This is a genomic window from Chryseobacterium sp. BGA-UO-ETr-SB22, from assembly GCF_059567885.1.
This window is the reverse complement of record NZ_JCAQOV010000005.1, coordinates 3,349,453-3,365,384: the sequence shown is the minus strand read 5'-3', so window position 1 is coordinate 3,365,384 and position 15,932 is coordinate 3,349,453. Positions and strand designations below refer to the sequence as shown.

The 15,932-nt window shown below is 37.0% G+C and carries 14 protein-coding genes; 4 read left to right on the top strand and 10 right to left on the bottom strand.

The features are described 5' to 3' along the window. Positions 1-24: 24 nt before the first annotated feature. From AC57AW_RS22580 to AC57AW_RS22565, 4 genes are read right to left on the bottom strand one after another with little or no spacing between them, the layout of a single operon-like run. Positions 25-816: a TerC family protein gene (locus AC57AW_RS22580; protein WP_496353668.1), complete on the bottom strand. Its 792-nt coding sequence runs from the start codon at positions 814-816 to the stop codon at positions 25-27. Next, entirely contained in the window at positions 803-2,014 is a 1,212-nt protein-coding gene (locus AC57AW_RS22575; RefSeq protein ID WP_496353667.1) for a cation:dicarboxylate symporter family transporter, read from the bottom strand. The genes AC57AW_RS22580 and AC57AW_RS22575 overlap by 14 nt, the downstream gene beginning before the upstream one ends. A 44-nt stretch (positions 2,015-2,058) precedes the next feature. Beyond that, complete coding sequence (locus tag AC57AW_RS22570) at positions 2,059-3,345, bottom strand: CitMHS family transporter (RefSeq protein WP_318846486.1); 1,287 nt, start codon at positions 3,343-3,345, stop codon at positions 2,059-2,061. 24 nt (positions 3,346-3,369) lie between these two features. Next, a complete protein-coding gene (locus AC57AW_RS22565; RefSeq protein ID WP_262904063.1) occupies positions 3,370-3,975 on the bottom strand; it encodes a DUF2490 domain-containing protein in 606 nt (201 codons plus the stop codon). Between the two features lie 382 nt (positions 3,976-4,357). Between AC57AW_RS22565 and AC57AW_RS22560 the strand changes: the two genes are divergently transcribed. Then, positions 4,358-5,326, top strand: a complete 969-nt coding sequence (locus AC57AW_RS22560; protein ID WP_496353666.1) for a sensor histidine kinase — start codon at positions 4,358-4,360, stop codon at positions 5,324-5,326. Further along, the gene (locus AC57AW_RS22555) at positions 5,319-6,017 is read left to right on the top strand and encodes a LytR/AlgR family response regulator transcription factor (protein WP_496353665.1); all 699 of its coding nucleotides are present in this window, start codon (positions 5,319-5,321) and stop codon (positions 6,015-6,017) included. Before AC57AW_RS22560 ends, AC57AW_RS22555 begins: the two co-directional genes overlap by 8 nt. A gap of 54 nt (positions 6,018-6,071) precedes the next feature. On the opposite strand, the gene AC57AW_RS22550 is transcribed toward AC57AW_RS22555, so the two are convergent. The 4 genes from AC57AW_RS22550 to AC57AW_RS22535 all read right to left on the bottom strand — a co-directional run bounded on the left by AC57AW_RS22550 (position 6,072) and on the right by AC57AW_RS22535 (position 9,884). Beyond that, on the bottom strand, positions 6,072-6,206 hold the full coding sequence (locus tag AC57AW_RS22550) for a hypothetical protein (protein WP_262484685.1): 135 nt from the start codon (positions 6,204-6,206) through the stop codon (positions 6,072-6,074). Between the two features lie 239 nt (positions 6,207-6,445). Beyond that, positions 6,446-6,583 carry a hypothetical protein gene (locus AC57AW_RS22545; protein WP_165790518.1) on the bottom strand — a complete coding sequence of 46 codons (138 nt, stop codon included), beginning with the start codon at positions 6,581-6,583 and terminating at the stop codon, positions 6,446-6,448. 267 nt (positions 6,584-6,850) lie between these two features. Further along, on the bottom strand, positions 6,851-9,238 hold the full coding sequence (locus AC57AW_RS22540) for a M1 family metallopeptidase (RefSeq protein WP_496353664.1): 2,388 nt from the start codon (positions 9,236-9,238) through the stop codon (positions 6,851-6,853). 67 nt (positions 9,239-9,305) lie between these two features. Further along, positions 9,306-9,884, bottom strand: a complete 579-nt coding sequence (locus AC57AW_RS22535; protein ID WP_047435205.1) for a HupE/UreJ family protein — start codon at positions 9,882-9,884, stop codon at positions 9,306-9,308. 151 nt (positions 9,885-10,035) lie between these two features. Between AC57AW_RS22535 and AC57AW_RS22530 the strand changes: the two genes are divergently transcribed. Both AC57AW_RS22530 and AC57AW_RS22525 read left to right on the top strand, forming a co-directional pair. Then, positions 10,036-13,254: a S8/S53 family peptidase gene (locus AC57AW_RS22530; RefSeq protein WP_496353663.1), complete on the top strand. Its 3,219-nt coding sequence runs from the start codon at positions 10,036-10,038 to the stop codon at positions 13,252-13,254. Positions 13,255-13,334: 80 nt separating this feature from the next. Further along, on the top strand, positions 13,335-13,850 hold the full coding sequence (locus AC57AW_RS22525; RefSeq protein ID WP_496353662.1) for a DUF6702 family protein: 516 nt from the start codon (positions 13,335-13,337) through the stop codon (positions 13,848-13,850). Between the two features lie 6 nt (positions 13,851-13,856). Here AC57AW_RS22525 and AC57AW_RS22520 read toward each other — a convergent pair whose 3' ends face one another. Both AC57AW_RS22520 and radA read right to left on the bottom strand, forming a co-directional pair. Continuing rightward, positions 13,857-14,450 carry an acyl carrier protein phosphodiesterase gene (locus AC57AW_RS22520; RefSeq protein ID WP_496353661.1) on the bottom strand — a complete coding sequence of 198 codons (594 nt, stop codon included), beginning with the start codon at positions 14,448-14,450 and terminating at the stop codon, positions 13,857-13,859. Between the two features lie 132 nt (positions 14,451-14,582). Continuing rightward, entirely contained in the window at positions 14,583-15,932 is a 1,350-nt protein-coding gene (gene radA, locus AC57AW_RS22515; protein ID WP_318846496.1) for a DNA repair protein RadA, read from the bottom strand.

The window sequence follows — 15,932 nt, the reverse complement described above, 5'->3', positions numbered from 1 at the left end:
GAATGTGAAAATTTGGCAGAAAAATTATTTTTTGCGTGCGGGAAATCCGAAGAGATAGCTGGTAGCTACAGGTACTACAAACAAGAGAACGGTAATGGCGGAAACCAGAATTTCCATTGTATGGCTGGCTAAAAACTGAGCAAAGGCGGTAGCAGGGTAGAAGTGTTCATATAATGACAAACTTAGTTTAACTCCTAAAATAGCAATCACAATAAAAGCGGCTGTTTCCAGAAAAGGAAATACCTGCATGAGACGGACAAACCACTGTGCAATAAATCTCATCGCTAAAATTCCTATAAAAACACCAAGCGTAATCAAAAGCAGATTGTCTGAAAATGCTACGGCAGCAAAGACATTATCGATAGAAAAAGCAAGATCCATTACTTCTACAATGGCAACCGTAGCCCAGAATTGTCCCAGCAGTCCAATTGAATTTTTATACAGCCAACTGGATTCTTTGCTAGGGCTTTCCTCTGGATTTTCATCATCATTTGTGTTTTTTATTTTTTTGATAAACCAGTCAGCAGAAATATAGAGCAGGTATAATCCTCCCAATGGTTTCAGCCACCATACGGAAATCAGTACGGATGCAAAAATAAGAGCCAGTCCGCGAAATACATAAGCACCAAGGATGCCGTATTTCAGAGCTCTTTTTCTTTGATGCTCCGGAAGATCCATTACGATGGTTGCCAATACTGCAGCATTATCTACGGAAAGGAGACTTTCTATAAGGATAAGATTGCCGATAATGGCTATAGATTTTGCAGGGTTTTGTAAAATGTCATTGAAAAGGTGGGTGAAATCAGGAAATATCATTTTTTAAAGAAATACTATTTTGGTTAAGTTTTGAAATAATGGCGGCAGAAACTGAAATGCCTATGAAATTGGTAACAGATCTGGCTTCATTCATAAAGCGGTCTACACTGTATAACAGAGCAAGATCTGTGGTGGGGATTTTTCCGAAACGGCTTAAGGTAAACATCAGGGCAAGAAAGCCTGATCCGGGAACTCCCGAAGCGGTTTTGGAAGCAATTGAAATGGTTATAAAAAGCCAGAAATAATCTTTTAACGTAAGAGGAATATTATAAAACTGGATCAGGAAAATACATGAAATAGAAAGGTAAATACAAGCCCCTGCCAGATTAAAGCTATATCCGAGAGGAATAATAAGACGCAGAATTTTCCGGTCATAGCCCTGTGATTCCATTTTATCAAAAATCATGGGGAATGCCATCTTGGAAGAAGAAGTGGCTACCACCAGAATAATTTCTTCTTTGATGCTGATCAGGAAATCCCAGAGGTTAATTTTAAAGTAAGCTGTGATCACGCCTAATATTCCGAAAATGAAAAATACACTCGTAAGGTATACTGTGGCCACAATTTTACTTAATGGCAGTAAAGTATTAATGCCATATACTGAAATTCCATACGCGATATTACAGAAAATGACTATCGGAAGAAATATATAAACATACTTGATGAGTTTAAAAAACAGGTTTCTTCCAGCGTCTATAACTTTAAGAATATTATTCTTTCTCTTAGAAAGGCCAATCAGGACTCCTGCCGATATGGATATTAAAAGAAAAAGTACATAATTGCTGATGTGCAAAGGGTTGGTGGTTTTTGCTAAGAATCTTTCAGGAAGTGCTTTATGAGAAGAAATTATAATTCCCGTATTGGCCCCCGGTTTTAAAAGAAGCCCGGAGCCGATTCCCAATAAAATACTGATGGAAGTGATGATTAAGAAATAGATCACCATCTGGCTTACAATTTTAAATGCATTTTTAGTGCTGAAAATATAGCTTACTCCATACGTTACTGCAATGAAAATAACGGGGATAATCAAAATCTCCAGAAGCATGAAAAAGTAACTGCTTACCGTTTCCAGATGTTTACTGACTTCCGGAAAATAATAACCCGTTAATGCTCCACAGATAATAGCCGTGAACACATACAAAGTAAGGTTTCTTAAATAGGAGTCTGTAAATGTTTTTTGCTTAAAAGGTTTCATCATCCACTTTTTTATATGATAAGATTACAAAATTCAAAGATATAACCTTATATAATACCAAGAACCAATGCGCTCAGCAACATTACGATTGATGATCCTATGGCCCATTTTAAAGTAAATTTTAAGTGATCAGAGAATTCAACACCTGCCAGTGAAACCAGCAGATAAGTGGACGGAACCAATGGACTTAATAAATGGGAAGCCTGACCCACAAGGCTGGCACGTCCCAAAATATCCGGAGGAATATTCAGCTGGCTGCCGGTTGCTGTAATCACAGGTAATATTCCGAAATAATAGGCATCATTGGTAAGGAAAAATGTAAGCGGTACACTGAATATAGCCGTGATTACATTCAGATAGCCGCCCCAGGTTTTAGGGACGATGCTGATAATACTGTTTCCCATAGCACTCATAATTCCTGTACCATTTAATATTCCTGTGAAAATTCCTGCGCCGAAGATCATTCCTGCTACTGATAAGGCATTTCCTGCATGTTTTGAAATGATTTTCTGCTGGTCTTTCAGTTTAGGATAATTAATCAGGGAAGCGATACAAAAGGCAATCATAAAGGCAATTCCCAAAGGAATAATATCAAGAATCATCACGCAAAGCAGGACAATAGTCAGAATCAGGTTGATAATAATTAGCTTTGGACGTCTTAATGCAGGGTCATTTTCACCAGCAATATCCTGTCCACTGTATTTGGTATATTTTCCATGCTTGCTTATTCTTTTTTTCTCTCTGACTCCTAAAATATAGGCAACGAAAAATACCCATACCAACCCTATCAGCATTACCGGAATCATAGGAACGAATATTTCTGTATGTCCCAGTTTAAGAGAACTCATTACTCTTGCAGTAGGTCCGCCCCATGGCAAAATATTCATAATACCTCCGGCCAGCATGATAATACAGGTAAGAACTAAAGGATTCATCCCCTGTTTTTTATAAAGTGGAAGTAATGCTGCTACCACAATAATATAAGTGGAAGAGCCATCTCCGTCTAAAGAAACTAAAGTGGTGAGAAGGGCGGTTCCAATGGTTGTTTTTACAGGATTATCTCCTACAGCCTTTAATATGGCATTCACAAGAGGTTCAAAAAGTCCTGTATCAATCATCAGACTGAAGTACAGAATGGCAAAAATCAGCATAACCCCCGTAAGCGCTATTTCTTTTACTCCATCTTTCATCATTTTTCCCAGGTCAGGCCCGAATCCTGCCACTACAGCAATCAATACAGGTACAAGCACTAAAGCAGTAAGCGGAGTCATCTTTTTATTCATGATGAGAATCATGAAGATGAAAATCATTAAAAAACCAAGAAATGTAAGCATAGTATATTGTAAATATTAATGAGGTTATTGTTTCTTTTTTCTCCAGTCAAAATTGTTTCTGAAACCAACAAATCCGTAATTACTCGTTTTTTTGGTTTCCAGCTGATTGATAAAGGCAAGCTCCAACGCAGAATTTTTTCCTAATTTTATTCCAAGGCCTGCCGTAATACGATTGCTGTCGAAAGGTTCCAGCTTATCAACATTCATTCTTATTTCATTTTTTAGAATGCCGTAGAGTTTTTCCTTTTCTCCTTTTTTATTGAAAGGAATCCGGACAGAGATCAGATAACGGATCCTTACTTCAAATTCATCAGGATTGCTGATAAAACGTTCCTCTACTCTAAGACGGTTGGAGATTGATGTTCTGCCAATGTAGTAATCAGCGGTAACCTGTTGAAAAGGTCTTTTTTCATATCTTATTTTTTTAGAATCATCAGCATTATAAGATTCAAGGATCAAAAACATAGCTCCTGCAGCAGGTTTTATATTTTCTACCACTTCATAGTCTACATAAGCATTCACAAGAAAAAGTCTTGTATCATAAGCCAGATCGAAGGAACGGTATTGAGTAAGGGCAGTTAAAGTGCTTTTATCAGTAAGCTTTGCTGACAGCAGGTACTGAAACCACATATTATAATTGTCTTTGCTCTGACTGTGTAAAAGGCCATTTATCAAGCAGAATGATAAAATAAGCGTTAATTGTATATTAAGTTTCATGTAATATTTGATTAATATTGCGGTTTCTCAAATATATTTATTCAAAAGAGCGGGCCTGGATTTTTTCAATCAATGACAGTTTTTCTCAACGAACTGCATTTTGAGACAAAAAGATATTATATTTGATGCGTTTCAAAATAAGGTATGGACTATGTTTTTAATCATTAATTTTATTATTATATTACTGATTATCAGAATTTTATTTAGTGGTAAGATTCTGGAAGGTCTTATGAAGTACCGTTGGAAATTTTTGTTGAGGTTTCAGCACATTTTTTTCCTTTTTATCTTCATTTTGATGACTTATTTCACCGAAAACTACTTCCTGGATTCCACTCAACTGGTGATAAGCATTATTTTGAATACAATTTTCAATGTGGGAATTTATTATCTGGTGTACTATTATCTTGTTCCCCGGTTTTATTTATCCAATAAGTATCCTGAGTTTATCCTCTATGCTTTAATCTGCTTTTTGGTGTCCAGTCTTTTCAGAATTTTGTGGGAGCCTGCGGTTTTTCAGATGGATTTCAGTGAAAAAGAATACCATGTAGGTTTTTTGTATAATGTATATATTTCGCAGGGGATCATCATTCTGGTGGGGTCATTTTTAGGAATTACCAAAGACAAATTTTTAATAGAACAGGATGTGATCAGTCTTGGAGAAGAGAAAGATCAGCTTTATCTGGATTTGCTGAAGTCTAAACTGAATCCTCATTTTTTGCTGAATACCCTTAATAATATCTATGCGAACAGTTTTACGCATTCAGAAAAGACGTCGGATTCTATTTTACAGTTGAGCAAACTTCTAAAGTATATTATTTATGACAGTGGGAAAGAAAAAGTGACGGTTTCCCAAGAATTTTCTTCCCTGAAAGCACTTGCGGCTTTATATCAGCTTAAATATAATAACCAGCTTGATATTGTCATGGATATTGAAGAGCAGGAAGAATTTGACATTGCTGAAATCCCTTCTGCTATACTTCTTACTTTATTTGAAAATGCTTTAAAACACTCAGCAATAGGAGAGGATGCTCATGGTTTTATAAAATTATTCTGTAATATTGAGCGCTTTGAGCTGTATTTTGAAATTATCAATTCCGTAGGGAAAGATAGAATTCATGCAGCTGAATCTAATTATCATGGATTGGGTAATGAAGCAATTATTCATATATTGGACAAATTTTATCCTGATCGGTATGAATTTTATTCCGGGCCGAAAGAAAATGATCAATATAAAATTGCTTTAACAATTACTATCAATGACTAACCTGACTATCGTTAATGTAGATGATGAGTATCCTGCATTGCAGCTTGTAAAACAATATTGCAATCAGCTTGAAGGTGTTGAACTGCTGGCTTCATTTCAGAAACCGGAAGAAGCACTGGCGTTTTTGAAAGCAAACAAAGTAGATCTGGTTGTTTTCGATATCAATATGCCTGGCATGAATGGAGTAGAACTTTTGCAGCAGCTCTCCGATCCGCCGTTGTGTATTTTTCTTACCCTGGAAACAAAATATGCGGTGAAAGCATTTGAGCTGGATGTGGTTCATTATCTTATAAAACCTGTGGATTTTGATACTTTTAAAAAAGCAGTCAATAAAGCAAGGGATTTTGTTCAGTTTAAAAGTTCGGCCAGCAGTAAACAGCAGGAAGATTTTATTATGTTCAAATCCAATTATGTGATGAACAAGGTTTTTCTCAAAGATATTCTTTGGATACAAGGATTTGGGGAATATATTGTATTGATGACACCATTGAAAAAGTATATGATTCTGGAAAGGATGTCAAATTTTGAAGAGAAATTTCAGCATTTCGGATTTATTAGAATCCATAAGTCTTATATTGTATTATCTGATCATATCAATTCTTACAATTCCAACTATGTTTTCCTGAAAAATGGGGATGAACTTCCATTGGGAAGAACCTATAAAAAGAATTTGAAAGCCCATTTAGGCTAAAAAATAAAGCCGGAAATTTCCGGCTTTATTCAAAATTGTTATCTGATGACAGAACTATGGGCAATATTGTCCCGGTCCGATCCAAAGTATACATTGTCCTTTGTAATTGTACTCACAGCAAAAACGTCCTGCTGCTCCGCCATTGATTGATTTCTGAGCATCTCTGCTTAATAATTTAGCGTTTTTCATAGTTAGTAATATTTTGATTTGTACATCCTGAGCATTTAAAGTCAATCAGGATTTTGACATTTGGTGTAAAAGAAGTGGATCAAAGATACTATTTTTCCTTATGATGTGATATATTTTATTACTATTTTTTTTAAATAAAATTTTGATTATCAGTTATTAGTGATTTTGAATGTGGTTGAGAATATAAAAAGAGAAAGCCGGAAATTTCCGGCTTTATTTTAAATTGTTATCAGATTGAACTATGGGCAATTCTGTCCCGGTCCGATCCATAAAGTACATTTTCCATTATCATCGCGTTCGCAGCATACCAATCTGGCAGCAATTCCGCCATTGATCGTTTTCTGAGCATCTCTGCTTAGTAATTTGGCATTTTTCATAAGTAATATTTTGTTTTTTTGTAATCCTGAACATTTATTGTCAATCAGATTTTTGACATTTGGTGTTTTATGATAATTCAAATATAAAACTTTTTAAGTCAGGTTGTTATATTTTTTTTGTAGACGAGAATAAGGTGTTCGTGTTTGAGAGTAGTTCAGGTTTTAAGCAAAAAAAATACTTCATATTAAAAAGGTCATAAGAATTATTCTTTCCCTAGTTAATATGAAGTAGTGTTGTATTTATTAAAAGTTACAACTTTTTGGTTTTTAACTCTTTCCTGCGGCCTGCATTGGATTCACCTTTCCGGTAGAGCCTCCTCTTACAGAACCTCCTTCCTGTTTTTGTTTAAAGAGTTGGAATTTTGAAGTTTCAGTCCCTGATCCGGTACTGCTCCAGAAATTATTGTTCGTATCAATATCAGCAGTCTCTCTCATTGGATCAAGCTGAATAGATTTTACTTTCTTATCAAAATAATACGTCTTGGAAACCTTTTGCTCATTCAGTCTCCAGATCTGTGCTGCAGATTTATCGTACAATTTTGAACCATCTTCAAATGTGAATTCAAGGATGATCGGCATTACTAATCCGCCTTTGTTTACAAAATCAATCTGATATCCTGTAATATTTTTGAATTTCTCTTTATCCTTGGCATCTAAAGGAAGACCAGCTTCTGTTTTTATGGTGTATTCCTTGTTATTATCCACCTTTTCCTGACCTCTGTCATATTTATAATAGAAATCCTGAGCAGCTTTATCAGTTTCTACATAGAATTTAATATTCTTATCTTCTCTGTTTCTGATTTTTGAAAGATCTTCAAAGCTGTTTACTAAAGGTTTTTCAACCTGATATTTCACTTCAGCAGCAGCTTTAGGATCGGTATCCAGGTTTGGAACGGCTACCGTTACTTTATCAATCGCAATATCTACAGGATCTGTACCGTAGAACCAGCCTCTCCAGAACCAGTCAAGGTCTTCACCGCTGGCATCTTCCATAGTACGGAACAAGTCTGCAGGTTCAGGATGCTTAAAAGCCCATCTTTTAGCATAGGTTTTAAAAGCTTTGTCGAAAAGTTCTCTTCCCATGATTGTTTCACGAAGAATATTCAATCCCGTTGCAGGTTTTGAATACGCGTTCGGACCATACTGAACAATATTTTCAGAGTTACTCATGATAGGCTCCAGTTGATCTTTCGGCAGTTTCATATAATCTACGATCGTCCATGCCGGTCCTCTTTTGGAAGGGAATTTATTATCCCATTTTTCTTCTGTAAGATATTCTGTAAATGTATTTAAACCTTCATCCATCCATGCCCACTGTCTTTCATCAGAATTGATGATCATTGGGAAGAAATTGTGTCCCACTTCGTGGATGATTACTCCAAGCATTCCGTTTTTAGTTCCTTCAGAATAGGTTCCGTCTTTTTCAGTTCTCCCGAAGTTAAAACAGATCATAGGATATTCCATCCCATTGGCAGCTTCTACAGATTGTGCTACAGGATATGGATAAGGAATGGTAAATTCTGAATAGGTTTTAATGGTATGGGCAACCGCTTTTGTGGAAAACTTTCTGTAAAGGCCATAAGATTCTTTTGGATAGAAACTCATTGCCATTACTTTATTATTGTTTTCAGGAATTGTCACACGCATTCCGTCCCAGACAAATTTTCTTGAAGAAGTCCATGCAAAATCACGAACATCCTTCGCTTCAAAAACCCAAGTTTTTCTTTGTTTTGAATGATTTTTCTCTGCTTTTTTAGCCTCATCCAAGGTTACGATTTCGATAGGTTCAGCAGCGGTTTCAGCTTTTTTGTATCTTGATAACTGGTCAGCGGTCAACACCTGATCGTAGTTTTTACACTCTCCGGTTCCGCCTACAATATGATCGGCAGGGACGTTCATTGAAACTTTAAAGTCTCCAAAAACCAAAGCAAATTCACCTCTTCCGGTAAACTGATGGTTCTGCCATCCCTGGAAATCACTGTATACGCACATTCTTGGATACCATTGTGCCATAGTATAGAGATCATTGCCGTCTTCCGGGAAATTTTCATAACCGCCACGGCCTCCCATCTTCATTCTGTTGGAGATATTATAGTTCCAGTCTACTTTGAAAATGAATTTTTCACCCTTTTTCAATGCTTTAGGAAGATCTATACGCATCATGGTTTTGTTGACGGTATACTTCAAGGTATTGCCTGAAGCATCTGTTACTTTCTCAAGACTCACGCCGTAACCATTATCTTTTACAGGAAGCTCAGTGGCCTTAAGCTGCTGATCAGTTGTTGAAGGGCGAAGAACAGATGAAGCGTCATACCCGGCATTTCTGATGCTTGAATGCTCATTTTCATCAAGCTGCAGCCAGATATAATCCAGATCATCAGGAGAATTGTTGTAGTAAGTCACCGTTTCCGAACCTTTCAGATTTCTTTTATCCTCATCCAGATATGCGGTAATGTTATAGTCGGCTCTGTTTTGCCAGTATCCGTGTCCCGGAGCTCCTGAAGCCGTTCTGTAAATGTTGGGTGTTGGTAGAATAGTTCCCAGCTGCTCAAACTTGTTACCGTGGTTGCTGCCCGGGTTATTCTGAATATTTTGTGCGGTGAAACCTGTATATGCAAATACAGAAAGTGAAAGTATAACAACTTTTAGTTTCATAACCGAAATGATTTATTAATGATCAAAGATAGTAATAAGCTCTTGAAATAATGAAAATATTTAACTTTTAAAAAGGAATTCTTTCCAAAGTCATTTTTAAGGATAAAGCAAATACCCCTGAAGAAACAAAGAGTATCCAGTCTTTTTTATTCACTTTGAAAAGATTGAGTGAAATAAACAGAATGATTAAAATCGCAGCAACAATTACAATTTGTCCAAGTTCCAAACCAATATTGAATCCCAGCAGAGGTAAAGCAATACTTTGACTTTTTGCGATCATTACTCTTGCAGTATTGGCGAATCCCATTCCATGTACCAGACCGAAGATCAGGGCAAGATAGTAGTTGGCCCGCATCAAGGTCTGCTTCTGATTTTTCATGATGATATTATCCAATGATGTCAGTACAATCGTCAAGGGAATTAAAAATTCAACCCAGTCAGACGGAACTCTGAAGACATCCAGAATACTTAAAGCTAATGTAATGGAATGCCCGATCGTAAACGCGGTGACAAGGATCAGAATTTTTTTCCAGTCACTGTAAGAATAAACAGCGATCAATGCCAGAACAAACAACTGATGATCTAAAGCATCCAAAGAAATAATATGTTCCCATCCAAGGTTTAAATAAAAAAGAAAATCCTGCATTTTGGTTGAAAAATTTTATATTTTAAATATTTTGTTAAAATGTTATTAATTTTATTATTTGATTTAATTTTTACGCTTGTTATTTGTTAATTATTTGTATTATTTATATTTTGAATAAATATTGTATAATTGTATTGCTTAAAAATGAAATATGGATATTAAAAAATTATTTTTTACAAAAGTAAACATTTCACACGGAGGAGCGAAGCTTCTGAGAAATGCAACAGCAGCCTTTTTAGGATTATATTCCTATGCTTTTTACGGGCAGGTACAGAAACTGGACTCTCGATTTGATATTTTATTGAAAAATAAAGAGAGTATAGCCAACGGAAGAGCAGTGAAAGAACTGGAACGCCCGGATATGAAACTTGATCAGCATCTGGTAGTGACTTCCAAGGGAGCACAAACAATGTATTCATGTATTATTTATACCAAAGAACCGGAAAAACTGAAAGCAGACGGCTTCATTATTCAGAGTCAGCTGCCAGCTTTTTCCACAGCTTTGGTTACCATTGAAGATATTGAAAAACTTGTGCAGCTTCCCTATGTAACATCTGTAATGGGGCCGGCATTTGATGAGCTTCATAATGATGTGAGCAGAGCTCAGTCCGGAGCAAGTCTTTTGCAGGATGGAGTTTTCAATAATACAGCTTATAACGGTACCGGTGTTTTGGTAGGAATATATGACAGTGGAATAGACTGGAAACACCCGGATTTCAGAAAAGCTAATGATCAAACCAAAAGTAGAATTGTTTCCATCTGGGATCAGACCTTAACTGCACAATTTGGGGAAACTATTCCTACAGGATTTTCAACAGGTGTAGAATATACGAGAGCACAGATTGAAGATGAATTGGATGGAACACCTGTAGGATTTGTTCGTGAAAATGATACAAACGGACATGGAACTCACGTTTCAGGTACAGCTGCCGGAAATGGTGCAGCTTTTACCGATAAAAGGCATAAAGGATTTTCATCCGATGCAGATATTGTATTCGTAAAAGGAGGAAATGGTTCTTTTCCAACAACAAATACGATTAATGCGTTAACCTATTTTAAAAATGTAGCTACAGCACTTAATAAACCTATCGTTGTCAATATGAGTATTGGCGGCCAGGGAACGGCTCATGACGGAACATCCAGCCATGAAGTGGCTGTTAATAATTTTACGGCGTCAGGACCGGGTAGAGTTGTGGTTATTTCTGCCGGAAATGATTACGGAGCTAACCTTCACAGAAAAGTGGATATTGCAGCTGGTGCAGCACAGACATATAATTTTACAGTAGCAAGCAATACCGCAGCTACTTCAGTATTTTCATTCATAATGTATGCCAATGATAATACTGCTGTGACAGCAAAACTGACTACTCCTGATGGGCAGCAGTATACGCAGAATATAAGTACGACTACGGCTCACACTATATTGGGAGGTGGCCTTACAGCAACGATGTATAACTATTGGGGAAATGACAACAACAAAAGATATGTACAATTAGTTGTAACCAGAACTTCGGGAACTACCAATGTTCAGGGGAATTATACATTAGAAATCACCAATAACGGCGCACAGCAGATCACCACACACGGCTGGCTGTATAGCCAGGGAGTGGGGACTACCTTGCAAAATGGTGATAATGAATATATTGTAGGGTCTCCGGGGAATGCTTCTAATGCGATTACTGTTGCTTCCTATATGGGAAGAGCAAGTTGGTATAGCGGAACAAGCGGCTATTTTACTCTTACTCCACAGGAATCTATATCTTCATTCAGCGGACAGGGACCAAGAACAGATGGTTTTCAAAAACCAGATATTGCAGGTTCAGGGCAGAATGTCATTTCATCCAGATCAGGTGATTCTGCTCCAGGTGCTACAGATATTATTGCAGGAACCAATTATTATGTGAAAAATCAGGGAACAAGTATGTCTTCGCCGGGTGTAGCAGGAGCTGTAGGGTTATTACTGCAGGCTAATCCGGCATTGACAGCAGCTCAGGTAAAAGCACGTCTTACTTCTAATGCAAGAATGGATGGAGCAACTGGAACTGTGCCCAACATGAGATGGGGATATGGTAAACTGGATATTTACAAGGCGGTTACCGATGAATTAGGATGTGTAAAATCTAATTTTGAGACGGTAGGGTATGATGAACCTTATATCATTGCCAATACAGAATCTAATTATTATTTTGATAATATAGCCCTTGCTGTCAGATATACACCAACCCTTACAGGAAAGCTGGGTGGATTCTCATTATTAACGGGAACTTCACTTCCTTCAGATATTCCGGTAGATATTCAAATCAGAAAAGTGGATGCGAATGGAAATCCCGGAGATATTATAGCCACTAAGACCATTACTTCATGGCTTAATAATATGCAGAGATTTACCTGGAATTACGTGAGTCTTTCCGATCTGAATGTACAGATGGTAACCGGAAAAGAATTTTATATTGTAGTCAATGGTTTAGGAGGAAGAATTGCTGTAAAAGCTGAGAATGCAGTGGTCAACAACAGATCCAAGACGTCTACAGATGGTACAACATGGACTTCTAGAACATTCGATCTTAAAATGAGAGCTGTGGTCTATGAAAATGTTGCCGAAGTGAAGAATCTTGCAACATCCAATCAAACGAAAGCAAGTGCAGTGGCCAATGGATATAACTATTTTACCAATGCCTGCCAGCTGATTTCAAGAGTTGAAAAAGAAACTGCGAGTACTGTAACAGGAAATACAACATCAAAGGTATGGGTAGATAATGCACAGCCCAACTATGTTGCAAGAAGATATGAAATAAATCCGGACACGAATGCAGCAGCTGCAACCGGAAAAGTAACTTTATACTTTAAACAGAGTGATTTTGATGCTTATAATCTAACCAATGGTGTCAAACTTCCTACTTCACCTGCTGATGTTGCTAATAAAGCGAATCTTCTTATTGAAAAATATACAGGAACAAGTACTACAGGTACAGTAGCTTCTTTTGGAGGAGCTGCTACAGTTATTACCCCTGATATCGCTGATATTATCTGGAATGATACCTACCAATACTGGGAAGTGAGTTTCCAGACAACAGGTTTTGGCGGATATTTTGTGAAAACAGGAACTACATTAGGAACAGCGGATGTTAAAATGAATTCAGAAGTGAATATCACTCCGAATCCTGCGAAAGATTTTGTGAATGTAGTCTTAGGAAGACATTCTAAAGCGGCAGTAACCATTTATGATGCGTCAGGAAAACTGATTAAAACCGTAAATGTGAATGCCAATTCCAGTAAAATTGATGTTTCAGAATTGGTAAGAGGAACTTATCTGTTTACCCTTGTACTTGAAGATAGTACAAAAATCACGAAGAAAGTGATTAAACAATAAATCTTCATCAATCAATTATAATCAGAAGCAGCGGTTTTATAACTGCTGCTTTTTTTATATTTGCTGTAAAAATAGAATTCATGTCGGGTAAGCTTTTTTTTGGATTTTTTTTATTCGTAACCATGGTATGTCAGAGTTTTAGGAGTGATGAAGCTTTTCATCCCTATCATGTGGGCTCTGTGGAAATGAATTATAATTCAAAATCCAGAACCTTTGAAGTGACAGGAAGATTCTTCCTTGATGATATGGAAAATGGTTTGGGAAAAAAATATGGAGGATCTTTTCATTTTAATGACGAAAAATATAAAGCAAAATTGAATGATGCCCTGCAAAAATACTGTTCAGAATATTTCAAATTAAAAGCAGACGGAAAATTTTTGAAAGTAAACTATATAGGCTATGAAGAAGACCACGAATCGGTCAACGTTTTCCTGGAGTCTGAACCTATAGCCACTCCTAAAAAAGTGGAAACTGCTGTAAGTTTTCTGTATAACCTTTTTGATGATCAGATTAATATTGTCCACATTATTGTCGACGGACAAAGGAGCAGCGAAAAACTTACTTATCCTAACCGATATCTCTATAAACAGTTCTAATATATATTAATTTTCCAGTTCGAGTAATGTGTTAATTCCTTTTGCATGGGCAAGAAGGTCAGGAAAAAAGTCATCATAACATTGCTGAAGGTGATCTTTATTCTTTAAAAAAGCTTCAAAAACAGGAATGTCTTTATCCAGGTATTTCGCTTTATTGAGCACATTCTGAATACTGAATTTAATTCCCCAGTCTTCACGGTAATTATAAAGCCAGTCGTCGTGTTCCATTTTGACCAGCATTTTTTTGAAATTTTCCGGCAGCCATTGTCCGTTAGCATTCAAAACGCTGTAAACCTTAAGAGAATGAGCTTTCCATTCCGCCAAAGAGTGTAGAGAAAGATCCCTGGCCACAAAGTGATCCATAGAAACATCTACAAATGCTCCGGCATACAGCCTTACCAAAGGAGAAAATACTTTTTTTGCTTCATGGATGGCGGGATGCGAATCTGTATATGTATCAATAGCTCTGTGCAGGGTAATGCCGTCCTGAATATTTTTTGGGAAAGAAAAACGATCCCTGTTGCGGATAAAATCTTCGAGAAATTGACCCACGATCTGTCCGTCGGTAAAAGAAAGAAAAGAATGAGCCAGATAATTCATAACTTAAAGGTATGAATTAAAAGTGGATGTTTGATGATAGTGAATAATGAATAGTGAATCCGCTTCGCTCGTGAATTTTTTATCTATGTTCCAATTGACAATTGACTTGCGAAGCAAAATTGACCATTCACATTAAAAAAGCCTCTCATGGAAATCCTCAATCTTACTCACTTCCTCGATCTTTATCCCAAATTTTCTTTTCGGAATTTTATTAAGATTGGAGACAAATATTTTTTCATAACCCAGCTTTTCAGCCTCGGTAATTCTTTGTTCCACTTGTGCAACAGGACGTATTTCACCACTTAACCCAATTTCTCCGGCAAAACAATAATGCTCTGAGATGGCAATATCTTCATTGGATGAAAGAACAGAAGCTATCACCGCCAGATCCAATGCCGGATCGTCTGTTTTTATCCCTCCGGTAATATTCAGGAAAACGTCTTTAGCTCCCAATTGGAAGCCTGCTCTTTTTTCCAGTACGGCCAAAAGCATATTCAGTCTTTTGGAATCAAAACCGGTAGAACTTCTTTGAGGTGTACCATAAACGGCAGTACTTACCAATGCCTGAATTTCCAGAAGCATAGGTCGGTTTCCTTCCAGGGTTACTGCAACGGAATTCCCGGAAAGTTCCTCGAATTTCTTTGTGATCAGGATTTCAGAAGGATTTTTAATTTCTTTCAATCCTTGGGAAACCATTTCATAGATCCCAATCTCGGAAGTAGATCCAAAACGGTTTTTATTGGCTCTCAACAATCTGAAAAGATGATTTCGGTCTCCATCAAAGTTCAAAACAACATCCACCATGTGCTCCAGCACCTTTGGCCCAGCAATCTGACCATCTTTGGTAATGTGTCCTACAAGAAATACGGGAGTATTATTTTCTTTGGCATATTTGATGATCTCATTGGAACATTCCCGGATTTGGGAAACCGTTCCCGGAGAACTTTCTATCAATTGAGACTGCAGAGTCTGAATAGAATCAATGATCATGAAATCCGGCTCCAGTTTTTTGGCCTCGTGAAGGATTTTTTCCAATGATGTTTCAGTAAAAAGGAAGCAGTTTGGATTTTGAATATCCGTAAGTCTGTCTGCTCTCATTTTAATCTGAGAAGCACTTTCTTCCCCCGAAACATAGAAGATTTTTTTCTTCATTTTCAAAGCAAGCTGAAGCAGAAGGGTAGATTTTCCAATTCCCGGTTCACCACCAATCAATGTAACAGAACCTAAAACAATTCCACCTCCTAAAACACGGTTCAATTCATCAGAAGGAGTTTTTATTCTCGGCTCTTCGCTCGTTACCACTTCAACGATATTGATTACATTTTGTTTGGTTTTCGAGAAAGGAGGAGTTTTATGAGAAGGTTTTTCAACAACTTCTTCCACCAGAGTGTTCCATTCTCCACAGTTTTTACATTGTCCAAGCCATTGTGGATATTGAGTTCCGCAGTTTTGACAGAAATATGCTGTTTTCAGTTTTGCCAT

Coding starts and splice junctions, on each gene's coding strand:
- AC57AW_RS22580 (WP_496353668.1), bottom strand. CDS start 816: ATGATATTTCCTGATTTCACCCACCTTTTCAATGACATTTTACAAAAC.
- AC57AW_RS22575 (WP_496353667.1), bottom strand. CDS start 2,014: ATGATGAAACCTTTTAAGCAAAAAACATTTACAGACTCCTATTTAAGA.
- AC57AW_RS22570 (WP_318846486.1), bottom strand. CDS start 3,345: ATGCTTACATTTCTTGGTTTTTTAATGATTTTCATCTTCATGATTCTC.
- AC57AW_RS22565 (WP_262904063.1), bottom strand. CDS start 3,975: ATGTGGTTTCAGTACCTGCTGTCAGCAAAGCTTACTGATAAAAGCACT.
- AC57AW_RS22560 (WP_496353666.1), top strand. CDS start 4,358: ATGACTTATTTCACCGAAAACTACTTCCTGGATTCCACTCAACTGGTG.
- AC57AW_RS22555 (WP_496353665.1), top strand. CDS start 5,319: ATGACTAACCTGACTATCGTTAATGTAGATGATGAGTATCCTGCATTG.
- AC57AW_RS22550 (WP_262484685.1), bottom strand. CDS start 6,206: ATGAAAAACGCTAAATTATTAAGCAGAGATGCTCAGAAATCAATCAAT.
- AC57AW_RS22545 (WP_165790518.1), bottom strand. CDS start 6,583: ATGAAAAATGCCAAATTACTAAGCAGAGATGCTCAGAAAACGATCAAT.
- AC57AW_RS22540 (WP_496353664.1), bottom strand. CDS start 9,238: ATGAAACTAAAAGTTGTTATACTTTCACTTTCTGTATTTGCATATACA.
- AC57AW_RS22535 (WP_047435205.1), bottom strand. CDS start 9,884: ATGCAGGATTTTCTTTTTTATTTAAACCTTGGATGGGAACATATTATT.
- AC57AW_RS22530 (WP_496353663.1), top strand. CDS start 10,036: ATGGATATTAAAAAATTATTTTTTACAAAAGTAAACATTTCACACGGA.
- AC57AW_RS22525 (WP_496353662.1), top strand. CDS start 13,335: ATGTCGGGTAAGCTTTTTTTTGGATTTTTTTTATTCGTAACCATGGTA.
- AC57AW_RS22520 (WP_496353661.1), bottom strand. CDS start 14,450: ATGAATTATCTGGCTCATTCTTTTCTTTCTTTTACCGACGGACAGATC.
- radA (WP_318846496.1), bottom strand. CDS start 15,932: ATGGCAAAACTGAAAACAGCATATTTCTGTCAAAACTGCGGAACTCAA.